The sequence below is a fragment of the Microvirga sp. Mcv34 genome (genome assembly GCF_024519725.1).
GTDB lineage: Bacteria > Pseudomonadota > Alphaproteobacteria > Rhizobiales > Beijerinckiaceae > Microvirga.
Genome location: NZ_JALJRK010000004.1, coordinates 91,727 through 110,995 on the forward strand (window position 1 = coordinate 91,727; position 19,269 = coordinate 110,995).

A 19,269-nucleotide genomic window follows, 5' to 3' on the forward strand; every position below is an offset into this window, starting at 1 on the left:
CAGGAGTCTCTCCCCGGCTGTTTCCGCTTTATCCCTTCAGTCAGACTGGCTCCCCGCAGGCGAGAGGCGCGCGAAGCTTCGCGCGGCCTGATGCTGCAACCATGCCTGATAATCGCTCTGCTCCTGGATCACGAGCGTTCCGCGCATCTGCGGATGACCGACGCCGCAGAGCTCCGCGCAGAGAATGTCGAAGCTTCCCGTCCGCGTGGGCGTGAACCAGATGTAGGAGACCTGGCCCGGCACCAGATCCATCTTGGCCCGCAGCTCCGGCACGTAGAAATCGTGGATGACGTCGACGGAACGCAGCAGCGCCTTGACGGGCTTGCCGACCGGCAGGTGCAGTTCGCCGCCTTCAATGACGACGTCATCCTGCGATTTCGGATCGTCCTTGTTGATCCCGAGCGGATTGTCGGGGCTGATCAGGCGGGCGTCGGACGTGGCGAGCTTTCCGTCAGGCCCCGGCAGCCGGAAGCTCCATTGCCATTGCTGACCCACGACCTCGATGTCGGTCGCATCCTCCGGAACCGTGATGAACTGCCGCCACACGAACAGACCGGGAGCCAGCATGGCGGCGACTCCGACCGCCGTGACGAGGGTCAGCCACCATTCGAGCCTTTTGTTCTCCGGTTCGTAATGGGCCTGTCGACCGGCCTGATGGCGGAAGCGATAAACGCAATAGGCCATGAACAGGACGACGGCGACGAAGACCGCGCCGGTGATCCAGAAGGTGATGATGATCGTGTTGTCGATATAGCGCCAGTTCGAAGCAATCGGGGTCCACCACCAAGGGCTGACGAGGTGGAAGAGCACCGAGCCGACCGCGATCAGAACCAAGACGAGCGCTACAGCCATTCCTGACCCATCCTTGCCGTGAGAGGCCTCGGATTTGAAGCAGAAGGCGATGACTCTTGTACGCCATTACATCAATTTCGGCTGAGTAATTCGCGAAGGAACTTCAACCGAGACGAGGATGCAGGCCATGCCGGCTTGCCGTCGTGTACTCTACATGAGAGCAACTTGGTCTGAGCCAGTATAGGAAGTGAAAACTACACCCGGTGGCCCGACAGGTCAATGAGCCTTGGCTATCCGCCCGCTGTTATGCATAGATTAACCCTGCCTCGGCAGGGCGGCAGAAAGGTTCTCATTTTCGCCACATTTGGCACAGGTGAGAAATCGACAGTCGAGCCGGGTCTGGGCGCACTACAATCTCACGGCCTTGCTGTCGCGATACGCAAGGAAGGCTTCTCATCCTCGAAGCCGGATTCCTTCTATTGACAGTATATTTTCCTCGTCCTTCCCTGTGATCTTCGGTCAACTGTCCGTCAAAATCGCACGGCCAGGGTTTTTCCGCTAGGGAAACTGTGGTTAGGTGCCTCTCGACAAAACGAGCCGATCAGGATCCCGTCCGCTGACGGGCGAGATCGGTGCGACCAAGAACGATGATCTGTTTGGCCAGGGAGACCATGCTTCACGTGCGAGGGCTGCGTAACAACCGACGGATCGTGTTTCCCGTCGTGGTCGGTGTTCTGTTGAGTGGAATGCCGCTCGCGCCCGCCGTTGCTCTCGATCTCTTCGGATGGCTTCGTGGGGATGGCAACGCGCCACCGCCCCCGAGCCCGCAGGCCCTGCCGTATTCCCTCGATATCGTCGTGAGCGGGGACAACAGCGATCTCAAGCAGGTGCTGAAGGACGCCTCGACCCTTCAAAGCCTGCAATCGGATCCGCCGCCCGACGCCGCGGCGCTGGCCAGCCGTGCCGAGGCCGACCTCCCTCGCCTGATCGATGCGCTTTGGGGTGCCGGCTATTACAACGCCCGCGTCACGATCAACGTGGCGGGCGTCCCCATGGTCCTGCAGGCCTCCCGCAGGGATGCCGCAACCCGCGCGGCCGCAGGCTATCTCGCACGCGCGCTCGTGCCCGTTCAGATCGTCGCTGATCCGGGTACGCAATTCGCCCTGAGGGACGTCGAGGTCCTGGACGCCAGGACAGGGCGTCCGTTCCCGCCCGCGGAACTTCCGCCTCGCATCGTGCAGATCAAGCCCGGAGACCCGGCGCGGTCCGCCGACATCGTCGCCGCCGAGGTGCGTATCGTCGATCACTTCCGGTCCCGGTCTCACCCCTTCGCCAAGATCCGGCGGCAGGATCCCGTCGTCATCCATCCAGCGCAGGCCATGGACGTGAGCCTGAGCGTCGATCCCGGGCCTCAGGCGGGCATCGGGGCGATTTCGCTTCATGGTGCGGAGAACGTCGACCCGGCCGTGGTGCGTTCCTTCATCTACACGGAGCCGGGTGATCCTTATTCGCCTGCGGAACTCGCTTCCATGCGCAAGTCGATCTCGCAGATCGAGGCGCTGTCTTCGGTGCGCATCCGCGAGGGCGAGGCCCTGGATGCTTACGGCAACCTCCCTCTCTTCGTGGAATTGACCGAGCGCCCGCCACGCGTCATCGGAGCCTCGGTGCAATATTCAACGACCGACGGGCCGGCGGTGCGGGCCTATTGGGCTCACCGGAACCTGTTCGGCGGCGCCGAGCGGCTGCGGCTCGAAGGCAGCGTCTTCTATCTCACCGAGGATGGCGGCCAACCCGACCGGAGCCAGGATTTTTCCTGGGACAATCTCGGCGGGCGCTTCCGTGCCAGCTTCCTGAAGCCCGCCCTATGGGGAACCCGCAACGACTGGCTGGTCGACGGGCTCGTCGAGCGCGACAGGACGGAGGGCTATACGGCCCGTCTCGCGAATGCGAGCACCGGCATCCGCCACCGCTTCAGCGAAACCTTCTCGATCCAGGGCGGCATCGAATACGAGAAGGGACAGGCCACCGACATTCTCGGCCAGATCGACTACACCCTTGTCGGCCTGCCAGTCTCCCTCAGTTACGACTCGACCGACAACCCCCTCAACCCCACCAAGGGCATGAGGGTGATCGCCTCCGTGGCACCTTACCCGGAGTTCCTCGGCTCGTCGGTGCCCATGACAGTCGCGAGAGGAACCGCCTCGGCCTATTTCTCCCTCGACGAGGAGGCCCGCTACATTCTCGCCGGCCGCATCGGCCTCGGCTCCATCGTTGGCGCGGATCTCGATGAAATTCCCGCCAATCGCCGCTTCTACGCGGGCGGCGGCGGTTCGGTGCGCGGCTACCGCTACCGCTCGCTGAGCCCGACCGTCCTGGGCGACCCGATCGGCGGCCGAAGCCTGCTCGAGGCCTCGCTCGAGGCGCGCATCAAGATCACCAACACCATCGGCATCGTGCCGTTCGTGGATGCGGGAACGGCCTTCGACTCGAGCTTCCCGAACTTCGACGAGACCATCCGCGTCGGTGCGGGCCTCGGCCTGCGCTACTACACGGCCGTTGGGCCCATCCGCCTGGACGTCGCGATCCCGGTCAATCCGGGTCCGGGCGATCCGTCCTACGCCATCTACGTCGGAATTGGGCAGGCCTTCTGATGTTCAAGCCAATCCGCTCCCTCACCCTCATGTCCGTCGTGCTCCTGGCCGTCGCGGCCTTCTGGCTGGCGAGCGACCGTCCGAGCCAAGCTCAGAGTGATCAGGGCATCCTGGCGAGCCTGATCTCGCGTCTTCTCTCGACGCCGACCACCCGCGTCACCATCGGCAGCATCGAGGGGGCTCTGACATCGGACGCGGTGATCCGGGATATCCGCATCGCGGACCGGGACGGCGTGTGGCTCAACCTTGATCGCGCCCGGCTGGTCTGGAGCCGCACGGCGCTGCTGCGCGGGCGCCTGCAGGTCGATGAGCTCACCATCGACAAATTGCAGATCGCGCGCAGGCCGCTGCCTGCCGAGGAGGATGCGCCGGTCTCCGACGAGCCGGTCCTGCCCGAACTGCCGGTCAAGGTCGTCGTGGACCGCTTCGCCCTGCAGGAACTCGCTCTCGGCCAGCCGGTGCTCGGCACGGAGGCGCGGCTTTCGGCGGCGGGTTCGGCGCAACTGGGTGATCCGTCCGAAGGACTCGACCTGAACTTCCAGGCGCAGCGCCTCGATGCTCCCGGCAAGCTTTCGATCGATCTCACCTATGTGCCGCAGACGAAAAGGCTCGCCCTCGACCTTACGCACCAGGAGCCCGCGGGCGGCATCGCGGCCCGGCTGATGGATCTGCCCGGCCTCCCGCCCGTCGACCTGAAGCTCACCGGCCAGGGACCCATGAGCGATTTCTCGGCCCGGCTCGATTTCACCGCCGGCCCGACCATCGGCGCCGCCGGGACGGCAACCGTGCGGCGCGCCGCGGCCGCCTATGACGTGAACCTGGATCTAGCGGCCCGTATCGAAGGGCTGCTGCCCGCGCCGGCCGCTCCTGTCTTCAGCGGCACCACCCAGCTCGTCGGCAATGTAACTGTAGGCGACGACAGTAGCCTGCGGTTACAGCCGGTGCGCATCACGTCGAATGTGGCACGCTTCGACATGACGGGAACCGTCAGCTCCGGCCAGGTGCTCGATCTCACCCTGAATGCCCGCGCCCTTCCGACCGATGGTACGAAAACGCGCGCCCGGGAAGCGGAGATCGCCCGGTTCAATTTCGACGGCACGGTGCAGGGGCCGTTGACGGCGCCGCGCATCAACGGCTCGCTCGATGCCGCCGAGATCCGGCTGCCGGAGGGCTCCCTGGACACGCTGACGGCGCGCGTGGCCATGAACCCAGCGGACGGCGCCACCCCGCCCAGCCAGTTCTCCTTCGCCATCGACGCCAACGCAGCGGGAATCCGGCCCGTCGATCGAGCGCTCGCCCGGGCGGTCGGGACTACGCTCTCGATCACGTCTCGGGGATCCTTCGGTCTCGACGGCATCGCCAATGTGGAGACGGCTCGCATTGAGACATCCACCGCGCAGGCGAGTTTCACCGGACGCGTGGGCGCCACCGTTCTCGACGGCACGCTCGATGCCCGCATTCCGGCGCTGGCGTCCTTCTCCGGCCTTGCGGGCAGGCCCCTGCAAGGTTCCGCGACCCTGACGGCGCAATTGTCCGGCAATCCGCGCCGCTACGACATGGCGGCGGTGATCGATGCCCGTTTGCGGGAACTCTCGACCGGAACACCGGCGGTAGACGGCCTCCTCGGGCGCAGCGTCACGGCGGCGGGCACCCTGCGGCGCATCCCCAATGGTTATGCGTTCGAGAATTTCCGTGTGGACGGCGCCCATCTCGACGCCCGCATCGACGGGCGGGCCACCCAATTCGCGGCCGATCTCGGCCTCGACATCACCATCGACGAGTTGAGGCGCGTCGATCCGCGCATCGCCGGAGGTCGGGCGAACGTCACGGCCCGTCTGGGCGGCTCCCTCGAAAAGCCGGACGTGAAGGGCGTGGCGACGCTCACCGACGTGCGGGCGCTCAACCGCTCCATCCCTCGACTCGCGATCAATCTCGATGCTAAGGACGTCACGGGAGCGCTCGACGCGGCGCTGGCCCTCGACGGACAGGTGGACGGAAAGCCCGCGACCGGCTCTCTCCATCTCGCCAGACCCGCGGATGGCGGGTGGCTCCTGGATCGGCTCGCCCTCGATATCGGGTCGGTGGCGTTGAAGGGCGATCTCCGTCTCGACGCCAACCAGCTGGCGCAGGGTGAGATTTCCCTGTCGGGCAGCCATTTCGACGATCTCTCGCCGCTCGTGCTCACCAAGCTCGATGGCGCGCTCGACGCGGTCGTCTCGCTGAGCGTCCGTGACGGTGGCCAGGATGTGCGCATCACCGCCAGGGGCGCGCGCTTCAGCGTGTCGGATATTTCGGTGCGGGACTTCGATGCGAGGCTGACCCTCCAAGACCTCTACCGCCGCCCGATGATTGACGGCAACGTCTCCGCCGAATCGCTGACCGCCGCGGGGCAGACCTACAGAACCGTGCGCTTCGTGGCCAACGGCACGCCTGCCGCGTCGCAATTCACTGCCTCCGCGGTGGGGCAGGGCTTCAATCTCGATGCGCAGGGACGGGTCGTTCCGGGCGATACGACGCGGATCGAGCTTGCCAGCTTCACGGCCCGCCGCGGCAACCGCCGCCTGGCCCTGGCGCAGCCCACAGCCATCACGCTGCGGAATGGCGCCGTCACTCTGTCCAATCTCGCGATCGCGGCGGACCAGGGGCGGATCACCGTCAACGGCACCGTCGCCGACAGGCTCGATCTCACCGTTGATGTGCGCAGCCTGCCGCTCCAAGCGGCCGACATCGTGGCGCCCAATCTCGGTCTCGCCGGCACGGTCAATGGAAATGCGACCATTGGCGGAACGGTGGCAAACCCGACCGGCAACTACCGCGTCGCGGTCTCAGGGCTTGCCACAGCAGAGACCCGACGGGCGGGCCTGCCCGCGCTCACCATCGACGCGCAGGGACGCCTGGCCGACCAGCGGGCCGGAATCGACGCGAGGATCGCCATCGGACGAGGAGGCACCGTGCAGGTTTCGGGCAGCGTGCCGCTGAGCCCAGCCGAGGAGCTGGCGCTCCGGGTGTCGGGTCGCACCGACCTGACCATCGCTAATTCCTTCCTGTCCACATCCGGCCAACGCCTGACGGGCGCCGCCAATCTCGACCTGTCGATTGCCGGCCCTGTCGCCGATCCCCGCATCGAGGGCAGCGTCACGCTCGCCAATGGCAGCTTCACCGACTCGCTGCAGGGCGTTCGGCTGACCGGCATCGCCGGGCGGTTCGTCGCGCGCGGGCAGGTGCTGACCATCGAGAGCCTGACCGCCCAGACCCCGAGCGGCGGCTCCCTTGCAGCCCGGGGGCAGGTGACCATCGATCCGGCCGCGGGCCTGCCCGGCGAGATCCGGATCACTGGCAGCCGCGCCCAGCTCGTCTCCAATGAGACCGTCGACGCGACGGCGGATTTGGACCTGACCCTCTCGGGCCCGCTCATGAGCCGGCCGCGGGCTGCGGGGCGCATCGACATCATCTCGATGAACGTCTCCGTGCCGGACCGCCTTCCGACCACCCTGAGGCCGCTCCCCGGGACCAAGCACGTGCGGCCGACCCCGACCGCCGCCGCGCGCCTTGCGCTCGCCCAAAGGCGGCAATCCGCGTCTGCGCGGGGCACCCCGTTCCGGGCGGAGCTCGACCTGACGCTGACGGCGCAGAACCGGATCTTCGTGCGTGGGCGCGGCATCAATGCCGAACTCGGCGGCGACTTGCGGCTTCAGGGCACGACGCAGGACCCCGTTGCCATCGGGGCCTTCGAACTCCGGCGCGGACGTTTCGACATCCTGGGCAAGCGGCTCGATTTCGTGCGCGGCAGGCTCGATTTCACCGGCGATCTCACCCCGTCCCTCGACTTCCTGGCGGAGACGCAGGCGGGCGACGTGACAGCGCGGATCGGCGTGACAGGCCCAGCCTCAAGCCCGGAATTCACCTTCAGCTCCAGCCCGGACCTGCCTCAGGACGAGGTGCTCTCCCGCATTCTGTTCCAGCGCCCGTCCGGTGGCCTCTCGGCCGGGCAGGCGCTGCAACTGGCGCAGGCCGTGGCGCAGCTCTCGGGCGGCTCCGGCAGCGACGCGTTCGAGCAGTTGCGCCGCTCGCTCGGCGTCGACAGCCTCGACATCACGGTCGGCGCCGGCGGCGGGCCGGGCGTGGGTGTCTCGCGCTACATCAGCGACAATGTGCGGGTGGGCGTGAAGGCCGGCGCCCAACCGGAGGAGAGCGGCGTGACGGTCGATATCGACCTGACCCGGCGCCTGAAGGCCCAGGGCGAGATCAACGCCGAGGGCGGCAGCTCCGTGGGTTTGGGTTTCGAGATGGAGTATTGAGGGTGGTCGTCTTCCGCGTTACCGACGGTCGAACCGGCTCGCGATGAGATCGCCTGTGGACTGGACCACCGTGACGATGACGATCAGGACCGCGATGACGCTGACCATGACCGTGGTGTCGAAGCGCTGGTAGCCGTAGCGCATGGCGAGGTCGCCCAAGCCGCCGGCTCCCACGGCGCCGGCCATGGCCGAGGAGCCGATCATCGAGACCAGCGTGATGGTGAAGCCCCGGATGATGCCAGGCAGGGCTTCCGGCAAAAGCACGTGGACGATGATCTGCAAGCGGCTCGCTCCCATGGCCTGCGCGGCCTCGACGAGGCCGTGATCGACCTCCCGCAGGCTCACCTCCGCGGTGCGGGCGAAGAACGGCGTCGCCGCGATGCTCAGGGGCACGACCGCGGCCCAAAGGCCGATGGATGTGCCCACGATCAGGCGCGTAAAGGGAATGAGGGCGACCAGGAGGATGATGAAAGGCGTCGAGCGGAAGCCGTTGATGACGCTGCCCAGAACCCGGTTGAGGCGCGGCATCTCGTAGATGCCGCCGGGGCTGGTGGTGACGAGGACGACAGCCAGCGGGATCCCGGCCGCAAAGGCGAAAAGGCCCGCAGCGCCGACCATGGTCAGGCTCTCGAGGAAGGCTTCCCAGAACATGGGAAGGAAGTTGGTAGGCATGGCTGGTCTCCCGTTCCGTTCACGAAGTCGATGAGGACGCCGCAGCGGCACTCTTCGCCTGGGCCTCGCTCTGGATGACGGCCTGGAGGACGCCCGCCGGCGGCGTGCCGTTCAGCCAGTAATCGCCGATGGCGCGTTGGCGCTGGATGGCGGGATTGTGGGAGGCGAGAACCCTGGCATTGCGCCAGTAACGGTCGAGGCGGCGCGTCTCGCTCGTGGCCGAGGCGCCGCCGATCTCGAAGAGCGACGTCGTCGCTTCGAGCACCTGCTCGATCACGATCTGCTGCGCCTGGTAGGCCTTGATGTTGGCCGAAGTATAAAGCTGCGTCTCCTCCTGGCCGTTGGTAGCCGCCTGATAGGAGGACTCAATGGCCTCGGCAACGGCGTCTACCAGCGTGTCGGCCGTGAACGACAGGCTTGCGAGGCGCCCGATCACGCTCTGGACCAGAGGGTCGTGGCGCGGACTCGACTTGCCCGGAACCGCGAAGGTCCGGGTCTTGGCGCGGGTGAACGCAATGGCATCCTTCAGGACCGCCCGGGCGATGCCGGCCAGCGCCGCCAGATGGAACAGCTGGTAATACGCGATGATATACGAGGCCTTCGGCGGCTGCTCGACGGAGACCCGGCGCAGGATCTGATCGTCGCGGACCACGACCTTGTCGAAGCGCGTCGTGCCGCTGCCGGTCAGGCGCTGTCCGAAGCCGTCCCAATCGTCCTCGATCGTGACGCCCGGTGCCGTGGTGGGGAGAACCAGGGAGACATACTCCGTTCCCTCCAGGGCGACCGCGACGATCCACGAGGCATAGATCGTTCCGGTGCTGTAGAACTTGTAGCCGTCGAGGAGCCAGTGATCGCCGGTCTTCGTGAGGGTCACGGTGGTCTCGGTTCCCTCGGTCTTCTCCGCCATGGCGGCGCCGAAGAGGGCGCCGTCGACGATGAGGGAGAGCCACCGCTGACGGTCGGCTTCATTCTTGCCGTTCAGGCGCTCTTCGACGAAGGCGAAATGGGCGCGGAAGATCTGGGGCAGGTTGGAATCCGCCTCGCCCAGCTCGACGAGAAGCCGGAACGTCTGGGGCAGGCTGGCGCCCAGACCGCCATAGGCCTGCGGAACGCGCAGGGCTCCGAAGCCCGCATCGCGCAGCCAGGCGACGGCGTCGAAGGCCAAACTCCGCGACTGCTCCCGCTCGACGGCGCCCTCGGCGATCCTTTCGAAGATCGGGCGGAAGCGCTGCGCCAGTTCTTCGTCTGAAATGGGTGGAGACGCGGATCGGTGCAGGGCGCTGCCCGCGCCGGTCTGCGGGTCCGGAATGAAAAGGCTCGTGGCGGCTGACATCGGTGTTTCCGTTCAAAGGGAGGGAAGGGTTCAGGCGAGTTCCCGGGCCGGTGCGGACTGTGTCGCGCCGGCGCGGTAGCGAGCACCCCAATGCTCGGCCGGGAGGCGGCTGCGGCCTTCGCCGAACAGCTTTTCGCGGAGCGTCCCCTGCGCATAATCGGCCTTGAACAGGCCCCGCTCCTGCAGCGCGGGAACCACGAGATCGACGAAGTCGGCGAGGCTTTCCGGCGCCACCGTGCGCGGCAGGTTGATGCCGTCGATATCGGCGGTCTCGACCCATGCGGCGATATGGTCGGCGATCTGCTCGGGCGTGCCGACGAACGGCTTCTGCCGGCTGCCGAGGATCATCTGGTCGATCAGTTTGCGAACGGTCCAGACCGTTCCGGCGCTGCGCGTGGTAATGGCCTCGAGCGTCGAGTTGTTGGCGTTGTTCTTCTCGTACTGGATCGGCTCGTCGAGATCGTATTTCGCGAAGTCCACGCCCGACGAGCTCGAGAAATGGGCCAGCGCGCCTTCGACGCTCGCGTGGCGTCGATATTCCTCCAGCTTGTCCTGTGCTTCCTTCTCGGTGCGGCCGACCACGACGCTCATTCCGACGAAGACCTTCACATCGAGAGGATTGCGGCCATGGCTTGCCGCGCGGGCTCTGATGTCCGCGATGACGTCTTTCGCGACACCCGGGTTGGGACCGCCCGTGAACACGCATTCGGCGTGCCTTGCGGCGAACTCGCGTCCGCGCGTCGAGGAGCCGGCCTGATACAGGACAGGCGTGCGCTGAGGAGACGGTTCGCTCAGGTGAATGGCGTCGATCTGGTAATAGGGACCGTCGTGCCTGATGGCCCGGACCTTGTCCGGGCGCGCATAGACCCCGTTGGCGCGGTCGCGGACGACCGCATCGTCGTCCCAGCTGCCTTCCCAGAGCTTGTAGAGCACGTCGAGGTAATCGTCGGCGATGTCGTAGCGATGATCGTGATCGAGCTGCTCGGGCAGTCCCATGCCGCGCGCCGCGCTGTCGAGATAGCCTGTCACGATGTTCCAGCCGATGCGCCCGTTCGTGAGATGATCGAGTGTCGACATGCGGCGGGCATGGAGATAGGGCTGCTCGTAGGTCGTGTTGACGGTCACGCCGAAGCCGAGATGCTTCGTGGCATGGGCCATGGCCGGCACGACGAGCATCGGGTCGTTGACCGGCACCTGCGCGCCGGCCGCGATGGCGCTTGCGGGCCCGCCTTTGTAGACGTCGTAGACACCCACGATGTCGGCGAGGAAAATCCCGTCGAGCTTGCCGCGCTCGGCGATCTTCGCGAGGTTCACCCAGTAGTCTAGGCTCGTATAGGATGGAGACTGATCGCGCGGGTGGGTCCACATTCCATGATTGATGTGGCCCACGCAGTTCATGTCGAAGGCATAGATGTTGATCTTCTTGGTCATGGTCTCACCCGGCTCGATCTTCGGTTGATGGTTGAGCATCGAACGCAAAAGTGGGAACCGGTTTTGCGTGCAGAGATGCGTGAAAACAAAACTTGGAGCATCGGACGTGAGTTCGAAGTCACGTCCGATGCTCTAGTTCGTCGGGTTGGCGGCGGATTCCTGCGGGAGATCCCAGGCCGGAACGGTCATGTCGCCGAAATGCTTCTTGAGGATCGCTCTGACCTCGGGCGAGTTCTGATAGATCGAGACGAACTTCTTGATCCGCGGATTTTCGGCATCCTCGGCGCGCACCACCCACTGAATGGCGAAGCGCTTCTGGACGTTGTCGAAGATCAGGGCCGAGTTCGGATCGATGTTGAATTGCTTGAGGGTTGCGGGATAGCCCTGTCCGAGATCCACGTCGTCGAGGGCGGTCGGCAGTTGCTGCGCGACGAGCTCGGTGATCCTGATGTTCCTCGGATTCGACACGATGTCGGCCACGGTGGCTTTGTAGTCCAGGCCTTCCCTGAGCTTGATCAGGCCGACTCGCTCCAGGAGGACGAGCCCACGCCCGCCGTTCACCGGATCGTTGGCGATGGCGACCTTCGCGCCGTTGGGCAGATCCGCGATGCTCTTGTACTTCTTCGAATAGAGGCCGACCTTCGACATGGTGCCCACGCCGACGGACACGAAATCATAGCCGCGCGCCTTCTTCGCATCCTCCAGGAAGGGGATGTGCTGGAAGTAATTGGCGTCGATATCCTTGTTCACGAGGGCAGCATTGGGCGTGATCCAGTCGGTGAACTCGATCACCTTTACGTCGAGCCCCTGCTCCTTGGCTTCCTTGGCCGCCTGGTGGACCGCGTCGGCCGAGAGGCCCGAATTGATGCCGATCTTCAGGGGCGGTTCCGCCAAAGCCGGGCCCGAGACGAGAGCCCAGGCGGAGGCGGCGAGAAGGGCCAGGAGCGGGAGGGACTTCACGGGTGAGCCGCGACGGCTCAAGGTGGAGAAGGCTTTGATCGGCATCAGACCGGACCTCGGATTTGAAAGAAAAAGACAGCGGGTTTCCTGTCTCCCGATGGTTCACGAAGCATCGTGGCCCTCGTTATGCCGCATCATCGGCTTCGACATCTTCGAAGATCTGGCCAGTCGAGAGCAGATACTTCCCTATGCTGATGCCGACAGCCCATGGAGCGCTTCGGAGACTTGAGGAAGGGTGACGGGCGAATGGGCCGGGGTCAATTAGATTGTTCTTTTTTTAGAACGCGGAGGTAAAGAAGAAACTTTCCTCTTCTGTGGTGATGGCAGGATAAAATTACTTCTTAGGCGGAGTGTTCCGGGAAATGGCGCTCTCTCGGCTCATTATGATGAGGCTGGAGGATCGTATGTGCCGACGGTCGGCATCTGAGGCAGGTTGACCTTGTTCTATATAACGAACATAAATGGCGGTGCGAAACCCTGCGTAGGACAGTCGATGGACGCAACCGATGCCAAAATCCTGAGGTTCCTGCAGGAGGACGCCAGTATCTCCGTGGCGGAGCTCGCCCAGCGCGTGAACCTGTCCCAAACCCCTTGCTGGAAGCGCATCCAGCGGCTCGAATCCTCGGGCATCATCAAGCGGCGGGTCGCGCTCGTCGATCCGGACAAGATCGGCCTCAGCCTGACAGCCTTCGTGGCGGTAGAGGCCTACGACCATTCCGAGGCCTGGATGCAGCAATTCGCGGAATTCGTGTCCGGCATCCCGGAGGTGATGGAAATCTACCGCATGGCCGGCGACGTGGACTACATCTTGCGCGTGGTCGTACCCGACATGGCGGCCTACGACCACTTCTACAGGCAGCTGATCAAGGCCATCCCGCTCAAGAACGTCACCTCCCGCTTCGCCATGGAGCGCATCAAATCCACCACGGCCTTCGTGCTGCGCTCGTGAGGAGGGCGGGATTGAAGGCTCGTCTATCTTCGGCCTCATCCTGAGGAGCAGACGCAGTCTGCGTCTCGAAGGATCGTCCAAAGAGCACGGGAGGCGCCCTCATGCCCGGACATCGTCCGGGACCTCGAGACGGTCGCTGCGCGACCTCCTCAGGATGAGGGCTCAGGGAATAGCCAGAGGATGAGCCAAGGACCTAGGAACTGAACAGCTCCGGGTTCTCGGCCTCAACGCGGGGCAGGGCGCGCAGGATCTCGGTGAGGTGGCGGCGCATGGCTTCGGCGGCGGCGTCCTCGTCGCGGCTGTCGATGGCCGTCACGATGGCGCGGTGCTGGTCGATCAGGGGCAGCATGGCCTCGGGGCTCGGCAGCGTCAGCTGGCACACCCGGTCCATATGGGCCTTGATGTCCTGCACGGCCTCCCAGGCGAGGGGGCATCCGGCGCCCTCGGCCAGCGCGATGTGGAACAGCTCGTCGTAGCGCTGAAAGGCATCGTGATCGTTCCGGCGGGCGGCCTGTTCCTGCATCTCGAGGAGATCGTCGATCCGCTCCCGGCTCTGCTGGTCGAAGGATGAGCAGGCGCGGCGCACGACCGCCGTCTCGATCGCCTCCCGGACGAACCGGGCCTCCATCATTTTGCGCACGGAGATCTTCACCACAGTCGTACCGCGCTGGGGCTGGATCTCCACGAGGCGGGTTCTGGCGAGGCCGATCAGCGCCTCGCGGACCGGCTGGCGTGAGACCCCGTGGCGCTCCGCGATGTCCTGCTCGGAAAGCCGGCTTCCGGGCGGAAGCTCCAGAGCGATGATCAGGCGGCGCAGCTCGTTCTCGATGCGCTGGGCTGCGGAGCCTTGGCCGACAGGGAAGGGCGTGTTCACGGCAATCTCATTCTTTTGGCGGGTTGCGTAACATATAAGTGCATACTACCATACAATGGTCGACAAGGTAAGCCGCGCCAAGCGGTACCCGGTCCCGCTCGATGAGTCGCACGGGCTCGAGGCGCAGGGCAAGCCGGCCAAAGGCTTGGACTGGAACAATAAAGCATTCGAGGAAACCCTAAGGAGGAAGATCATGTTCACCAGGAGAACTCTTGCCGCCACCGCGCTCGGCGTGTGGGCGGCTTTCATGAGCGGCACGGCCGGTGCCCAGACGACGCTGCGCTCCGCCGATATCCACCCGGACGGATACCCCACCGTCGAAGCCGTGAAGTATTTCGGCTCCCTGCTCGAGAAGAAGACCAACGGCCGGTACAAGGTGCAGGTGTTCCATTCGGCGCAGCTGGGCCAGGAAAAGGACACCATCGAGCAGACCCGTTTCGGCGTGATCGACCTGAACCGGATCAACATGGGGCCGTTCAATAACCTGATCCCTGAGACGCTGGTCCCGTCGCTGCCCTTCATCTTCCGCTCGGTCGACCACATGCGCAAGACCATGGACGGCCCGGTCGGCGACCAGATCCTGAAGGCCTTCGAGCCGCATGGGCTCGTGGCGCTCGCCTTCTACGATTCCGGTGCCCGCTCGTTCTACAATTCCAAGCGTGCCATCAACACGCCGGCCGATCTCAAGGGCATGAAGGTGCGCGTGATCCAGTCGGATCTCTTCCTCGACATGGTGAACGCGCTCGGCGCCAACGCGACGCCGATGCCTCCGGGCGAGGTCTATTCCGCGCTCCAGACCGGCGTGGTGGACGGCGCCGAGAACAACTGGCCGAGCTACGATTCCTTCCGTCACTTCGAAGTGGCGAAGTTCTACTCGCTGACCGAGCATTCCATGTCGCCGGAAGTGCTGGTGATGTCGAAGAAGAGCTTCGACAAGCTCTCCCCGGAGGACCAGAAGGCCGTGCGTGAGACGGCGAAGGAATCCGTCGTGAAGATGCGCGAGCTCTGGGAAGCGCGTGAGAAGGAAGCCGAGAAGAAGATCCGGGCGAGCGGCAGCCAGATCAATAATGTCGACAAGCAGCCCTTCATCGACGCCATGAAGCCCGTCTACGAGAAATATGCGAAGGACGCGAAGGTGAAGGAGCTGGTCTCCCGCATCCAGGCGATGAACTGAGCCTCGTTCTGCCGACACTGCCGGGCCGGCCGGCGCATCGTGCGGAAAGGTGGAAGCCAGTTTTTTCCGCCCGATGCGCCTCTTGATCGGGAGCATTCCATGGAGCCTGAAAGTGCATGCCACTGTCAGGTCTGATGCCCAGGGCCGGCCCGTCTTTTACTTCACCGGAGACCATTACCGATGCGCGCTGAACTTGCCGCGCTGTCCCGCATCCTTGCCGTCGTGAACCGGGCGGCTCTCTGGATCGCCGGGATCGGCCTCGTCGCAATGACCCTTTTCGTCGCCTGGCAGGTGTTCGGCCGCTATGTGCTGAACCAGTCGCCGAGCTGGACGGAGCCTGCCTCGCTGCTTCTCATGAGCTGGTTCATCCTGCTCGGCTCCGCCGTGGGCGTGCGCGAGGGCAACCATCTCGGCTTCGAGATCGCCCTTCACTACGCTCCGTATGGGCTGCGCCAGATCATGCTGGCCGTCACCGAGGTGCTGGTGATGCTCTTCGGCGCCGCCATGGCCTGGTACGGCACGGCGCTGGCGGTGGAAACCTGGTCGGCCCTCATGCCGGGCCTGCCGATCCCGCAGGGCTTCGACTACGTGCCGCTCGCGGTCGGCGGCGTGCTGATCGCCCTGTTTTCCCTGGAAAAGCTCGTCCGCCTCCTGCTCGCGGGAGAGGACGTGCCCCTGGTGCGCGCGGACGAGCCGCGCCTTGCCGCCGTGAAGGAGTGAGACAATGGAGATGTGGGTTCTCTTCGGCGTCTTCACGCTTTTGCTCATCATCGGCACGCCGGTCGCATTCTGCCTCGGCATCGCGTCACTGGCGACCGTGCTCTACATGCAGCTGCCGCCGGTGGTGGTGTTCCAGCAGCTCAATTCCGGCATGAACGCCTTCGCCATGATGGCGATCCCGTTCTTCATCTATGCGGGCGACCTGATGATGCGCGGCGGCATCGCCGACCGCCTGATCCGCCTGGCTGCGGGTTTCGTCGGTCATCTGCGCGGCGGCCTGGGCCAGGTGAACGTGGTCGCTTCGACGCTCTTCGGCGGCATTTCCGGTTCGGCCGTCGCCGATGCGTCCGCCATCGGGGGCATCATGATCCCGCAGATGGAGAAGCGCGGCTACGCCAAGGATTACGCCGTCAACGTGACGGTGAATTCCGCCATCATCGCCCTGATGATCCCACCGTCGCACAACATGATTATCTATTCGATCGCGGCCGGCGGCACGATCTCGGTGGCGGATCTCTTCACCGCCGGCGTGGTGCCGGGCATCCTTCTGGCCATGGCCCTGATGATCACCGCCTATGTGGTGGCGATCCGTCGCGGATACCCGGCCGATCCGTTTCCGGGCTTCCGGATGCTGGCCTATTTCTTCGTCTCGGCCGTGCCGGGCATCCTTCTGATCTTCATCATCTTCGGCGGCGTCCGCTCGGGCATCTTCACCGCGACGGAGAGTTCGTGCATCGCGGTCGTCTATGCGCTGCTCGTCACGCTCTTCGTCTATCGCGAGATGAACTGGGAGAGCTTCGTCGAGGCGACGCTCGGAGCCGTGCGCACCACCGCCATGGTCCTGCTCGTCATCGGCACGGCCAGCGCCTTCGGCTGGCTCATGGCCTTCCTGCAGGTTCCGCAGGCCACCATCGCGGTGATGAAGAGCGTGTCGGACAATCCCATCGTGCTGCTGCTGCTCATCAACGTCATCCTGCTGGTGCTCGGCACCTTCATGGACATGGCCCCGATGATCATCATCTGCACGCCGATCTTCCTGCCGGTGATCAAGGCCTTCGGAATCGATCCGGTGCATTTCGGCGTCATCCTGATTCTGAACGCCGGTATCGGCCTCAACACGCCGCCGGTGGGCTCCGTGCTCTTCGTCGGATGCGCGGTCGGCAAGATCACCATCGGCGAAGCCATGAAGACCATCTGGCCGTTCCTGGGCGCCAGCGTCTTCGTGCTGCTGCTCGTCACCTACATCCCCGGCCTGTCGCTCTGGCTGCCGGCCCTGTTCCGCTGAATCGTCGCATCTGAGAGGTAATGATGACCATTGACATCCGGCAGGTATGCCATCCCGAGGCGGTCCGCCATTTCAGCGCGGCCGAACTGCGCCGGCACTTCCTGATCGAGACCCTGTTCGTTGCGGGCGAGGTCAAGCTGACCTACAGCCATATCGACCGGCTGGTCGTCGGCGGCGCGACGCCGACCACGGGAGCGATCCGGCTCGAGTCGCACAAGCAGATCGGCTCGCCCAACTTCCTCGACCGACGCGAGCTCGGCGTCGTCAACCTCGGTGGAGCAGGCCGCGTGCATACCGACGGCGAGGTCCATCATCTCGAACCCCGCGACGCACTCTACATCGCCATGGGCACGAAGGACGTCCGCTTCGAGAGCCTCGACGAGAGCCGTCCGGCGAAGTTCTATCTCGTCAGCACCCCGGCCCATGCCCGCTTCGAGACCGTGAAGATCGGCCTCGACCGCGCGCGCCGGGTCGATCTCGGCGATGCGGCGAACGGCAATGTCCGCACGATCTTCCAGATGATCCATCCGGAGGTGTGCCGCTCGGCCCAGCTCGTCCTCGGCATGACGCAGCTGAAGCCCGGCAGCATGTGGAACACCATGCCGGCGCATCTGCATGACCGCCGTTCCGAGGTCTATGTCTATTTCGACATGCAGCCCGACACGCGCGTGTTCCACTTCATGGGCGAGCCCGACGAGACGAAGCACCTCGTCGTCGCCAACGAGCAGGCGATTCTCTCCCCGGGCTGGTCGATCCATTCCGGCGTCGGCACCAGCAACTACACCTTCGTGTGGGCCATGGGCGGCGACAACCAGGATTTCACCGACATGGACATGGTGCCCATGGACGCGCTGCGGTGAGGACCGGACGATGACATATCCCTTCGACCTCGCCGGCAGGACGGCGGTCGTGACCGGGGCCAATACCGGCCTCGGTCAGGCCATTGCCGTCGCGCTGGCCCAGGCGGGCGCGTCCATCGTGGCCGTCGGCCGTTCGTCCATGGACGAGACCGAGCACCTGTGCCGAGAGGCGGGCGCAGGCTTTCACGCCGTGCGGGCGGACCTCGCGAGCCTTGAGCCGATCGAGCGCATCGTCGCCGAGGCGACCTCGGTCAGCGGTCGGATCGACGTCCTCGTCAACAATGCCGGCATTATCCGCCGTGCGGACGCCATCAACTTCACGGAAAAGGATTGGGACGACGTGATGAACGTCAATCTCAAATCCACCTTCTTCCTGTCCCAGGCGGTGGCCCGCACCATGCTGGCGGACGGGCGCGGCGGCAAGATCATCAACATCGCGTCGCTCCTGTCGTTCCAGGGCGGTATCCGCATCCCATCCTATACCGCGAGCAAGAGCGGCCTGGCGGGGCTCACGCGGCTCCTGGCCTGCGAATGGGCCGGGAAGGGCATCAACGTGAATGCCATCGCGCCGGGCTATTTCGTGACCAACAACACGGAGGCGCTCCGCGACGATCCGAAGCGCAGCGCCGAGATCCTCGCGCGCATCCCCGCCGGGCGATGGGGCGATCCGACCGATCTCGGCGGCGCCGCCGTCTTCCTGGCGTCGCCGGCCGCAGACTACATTCACGGCGTCGTTCTGCCGGTGGACGGCGGATGGCTCGCCCGCTGAGAACCTTCTGGAGGAACCATGAACCGCATCAATGAACCCTTCGCCTTCGACGGCGAGATCGGCTGGGAGCCGGCAGGCCAGGGCATCCGCCGCAAGATCCTCACCTACAATGAGAAGGTGATGATGGTGCGCGTGGATTTTCAGGCCGGAGCCGTCGGCACGCCGCATTCGCATCCGCATATCCAATGCAGCCTCGTCGAGGCGGGGATCTTCGACGTGACCATTGCCGGGCGGACCGAGCGGCTCAAGCAGGGCGACAGCTTCCTCGTGCCTCCCGATGCCGTGCACGGTGCCGTCGCGGTGGAAGCCGGCGTGCTCCTCGACGTCTTCACCCCGATGCGTGAGGATTTTGTCTAGAGAATTGTCCGCGACTGACAATCGACTATCGATATCGGGCCGTCGGCGGGAGCGCCGGCGGCCCGTTCTGCTTTCGGGGACAGGAAAACTCAATCGCCGACTCGCGGTATAGTGTGGTGCCGCCAATCGCTTCTCCCGATCTCG

General features: G+C 65.0%; 15 protein-coding genes. 9 read left to right on the top strand and 6 right to left on the bottom strand.

From position 1 onward, the window contains the following. Positions 1–36: 36 nt before the first annotated feature. Positions 37–852 (bottom strand): cytochrome c oxidase subunit II, encoded by an 816-nt coding sequence (locus tag OC446_RS03965; RefSeq protein ID WP_262027744.1) that lies wholly within the window; start codon positions 850–852, stop codon positions 37–39. Between the two features lie 611 nt (positions 853–1,463). On the opposite strand from OC446_RS03965, the gene OC446_RS03970 reads away from it, so the two are divergent. Further along, entirely contained in the window at positions 1,464–3,443 is a 1,980-nt protein-coding gene (locus OC446_RS03970) for an autotransporter assembly complex protein TamA (protein WP_262027745.1), read from the top strand. Then, positions 3,443–7,741 (top strand): translocation/assembly module TamB domain-containing protein, encoded by a 4,299-nt coding sequence (locus tag OC446_RS03975; RefSeq protein ID WP_262027746.1) that lies wholly within the window; start codon positions 3,443–3,445, stop codon positions 7,739–7,741. The genes OC446_RS03970 and OC446_RS03975 overlap by 1 nt, the downstream gene beginning before the upstream one ends. 18 nt (positions 7,742–7,759) lie before the next feature. On the opposite strand, the gene OC446_RS03980 is transcribed toward OC446_RS03975, so the two are convergent. The 4 genes from OC446_RS03980 to OC446_RS03995 all read right to left on the bottom strand — a co-directional run bounded on the left by OC446_RS03980 (position 7,760) and on the right by OC446_RS03995 (position 12,182). Further along, the gene (locus OC446_RS03980) at positions 7,760–8,413 is read right to left on the bottom strand and encodes a methionine ABC transporter permease (protein ID WP_262027747.1); all 654 of its coding nucleotides are present in this window, start codon (positions 8,411–8,413) and stop codon (positions 7,760–7,762) included. Positions 8,414–8,432: 19 nt separating this feature from the next. Beyond that, positions 8,433–9,746: an acyl-CoA dehydrogenase family protein gene (locus tag OC446_RS03985; RefSeq protein ID WP_262027748.1), complete on the bottom strand. Its 1,314-nt coding sequence runs from the start codon at positions 9,744–9,746 to the stop codon at positions 8,433–8,435. A gap of 30 nt (positions 9,747–9,776) precedes the next feature. Further along, on the bottom strand, positions 9,777–11,177 hold the full coding sequence (locus OC446_RS03990; protein ID WP_262027749.1) for an LLM class flavin-dependent oxidoreductase: 1,401 nt from the start codon (positions 11,175–11,177) through the stop codon (positions 9,777–9,779). 132 nt (positions 11,178–11,309) lie between these two features. After that, positions 11,310–12,182: a MetQ/NlpA family ABC transporter substrate-binding protein gene (locus tag OC446_RS03995; protein WP_262027750.1), complete on the bottom strand. Its 873-nt coding sequence runs from the start codon at positions 12,180–12,182 to the stop codon at positions 11,310–11,312. 448 nt (positions 12,183–12,630) lie between these two features. On the opposite strand from OC446_RS03995, the gene OC446_RS04000 reads away from it, so the two are divergent. Beyond that, positions 12,631–13,086 carry an Lrp/AsnC family transcriptional regulator gene (locus OC446_RS04000; RefSeq protein ID WP_262027751.1) on the top strand — a complete coding sequence of 152 codons (456 nt, stop codon included), beginning with the start codon at positions 12,631–12,633 and terminating at the stop codon, positions 13,084–13,086. A gap of 193 nt (positions 13,087–13,279) precedes the next feature. Here OC446_RS04000 and OC446_RS04005 read toward each other — a convergent pair whose 3' ends face one another. Next, on the bottom strand, positions 13,280–13,960 hold the full coding sequence (locus OC446_RS04005) for a GntR family transcriptional regulator (protein ID WP_262027752.1): 681 nt from the start codon (positions 13,958–13,960) through the stop codon (positions 13,280–13,282). Between the two features lie 193 nt (positions 13,961–14,153). On the opposite strand from OC446_RS04005, the gene OC446_RS04010 reads away from it, so the two are divergent. The 6 genes from OC446_RS04010 (at position 14,154) to OC446_RS04035 (ending at position 19,125) form a co-directional block, all read left to right on the top strand. Next, positions 14,154–15,134, top strand: a complete 981-nt coding sequence (locus tag OC446_RS04010; protein WP_262027753.1) for a TRAP transporter substrate-binding protein — start codon at positions 14,154–14,156, stop codon at positions 15,132–15,134. Positions 15,135–15,314: 180 nt separating this feature from the next. Further along, positions 15,315–15,854 (top strand): TRAP transporter small permease, encoded by a 540-nt coding sequence (locus tag OC446_RS04015; protein ID WP_262027754.1) that lies wholly within the window; start codon positions 15,315–15,317, stop codon positions 15,852–15,854. A gap of 4 nt (positions 15,855–15,858) precedes the next feature. Further along, positions 15,859–17,139, top strand: coding sequence for a TRAP transporter large permease (locus tag OC446_RS04020; RefSeq protein ID WP_262027755.1), 1,281 nt, complete (start codon positions 15,859–15,861; stop codon positions 17,137–17,139). Between the two features lie 23 nt (positions 17,140–17,162). Next, complete coding sequence (gene kduI, locus OC446_RS04025) at positions 17,163–17,999, top strand: 5-dehydro-4-deoxy-D-glucuronate isomerase (protein ID WP_262027820.1); 837 nt, start codon at positions 17,163–17,165, stop codon at positions 17,997–17,999. Positions 18,000–18,009: 10 nt separating this feature from the next. Beyond that, positions 18,010–18,768 carry a 2-dehydro-3-deoxy-D-gluconate 5-dehydrogenase KduD gene (gene kduD, locus OC446_RS04030; RefSeq protein WP_262027756.1) on the top strand — a complete coding sequence of 253 codons (759 nt, stop codon included), beginning with the start codon at positions 18,010–18,012 and terminating at the stop codon, positions 18,766–18,768. Positions 18,769–18,786: 18 nt separating this feature from the next. Then, positions 18,787–19,125, top strand: coding sequence for a cupin domain-containing protein (locus tag OC446_RS04035; RefSeq protein ID WP_262027757.1), 339 nt, complete (start codon positions 18,787–18,789; stop codon positions 19,123–19,125). Positions 19,126–19,269 lie beyond the last annotated feature (144 nt).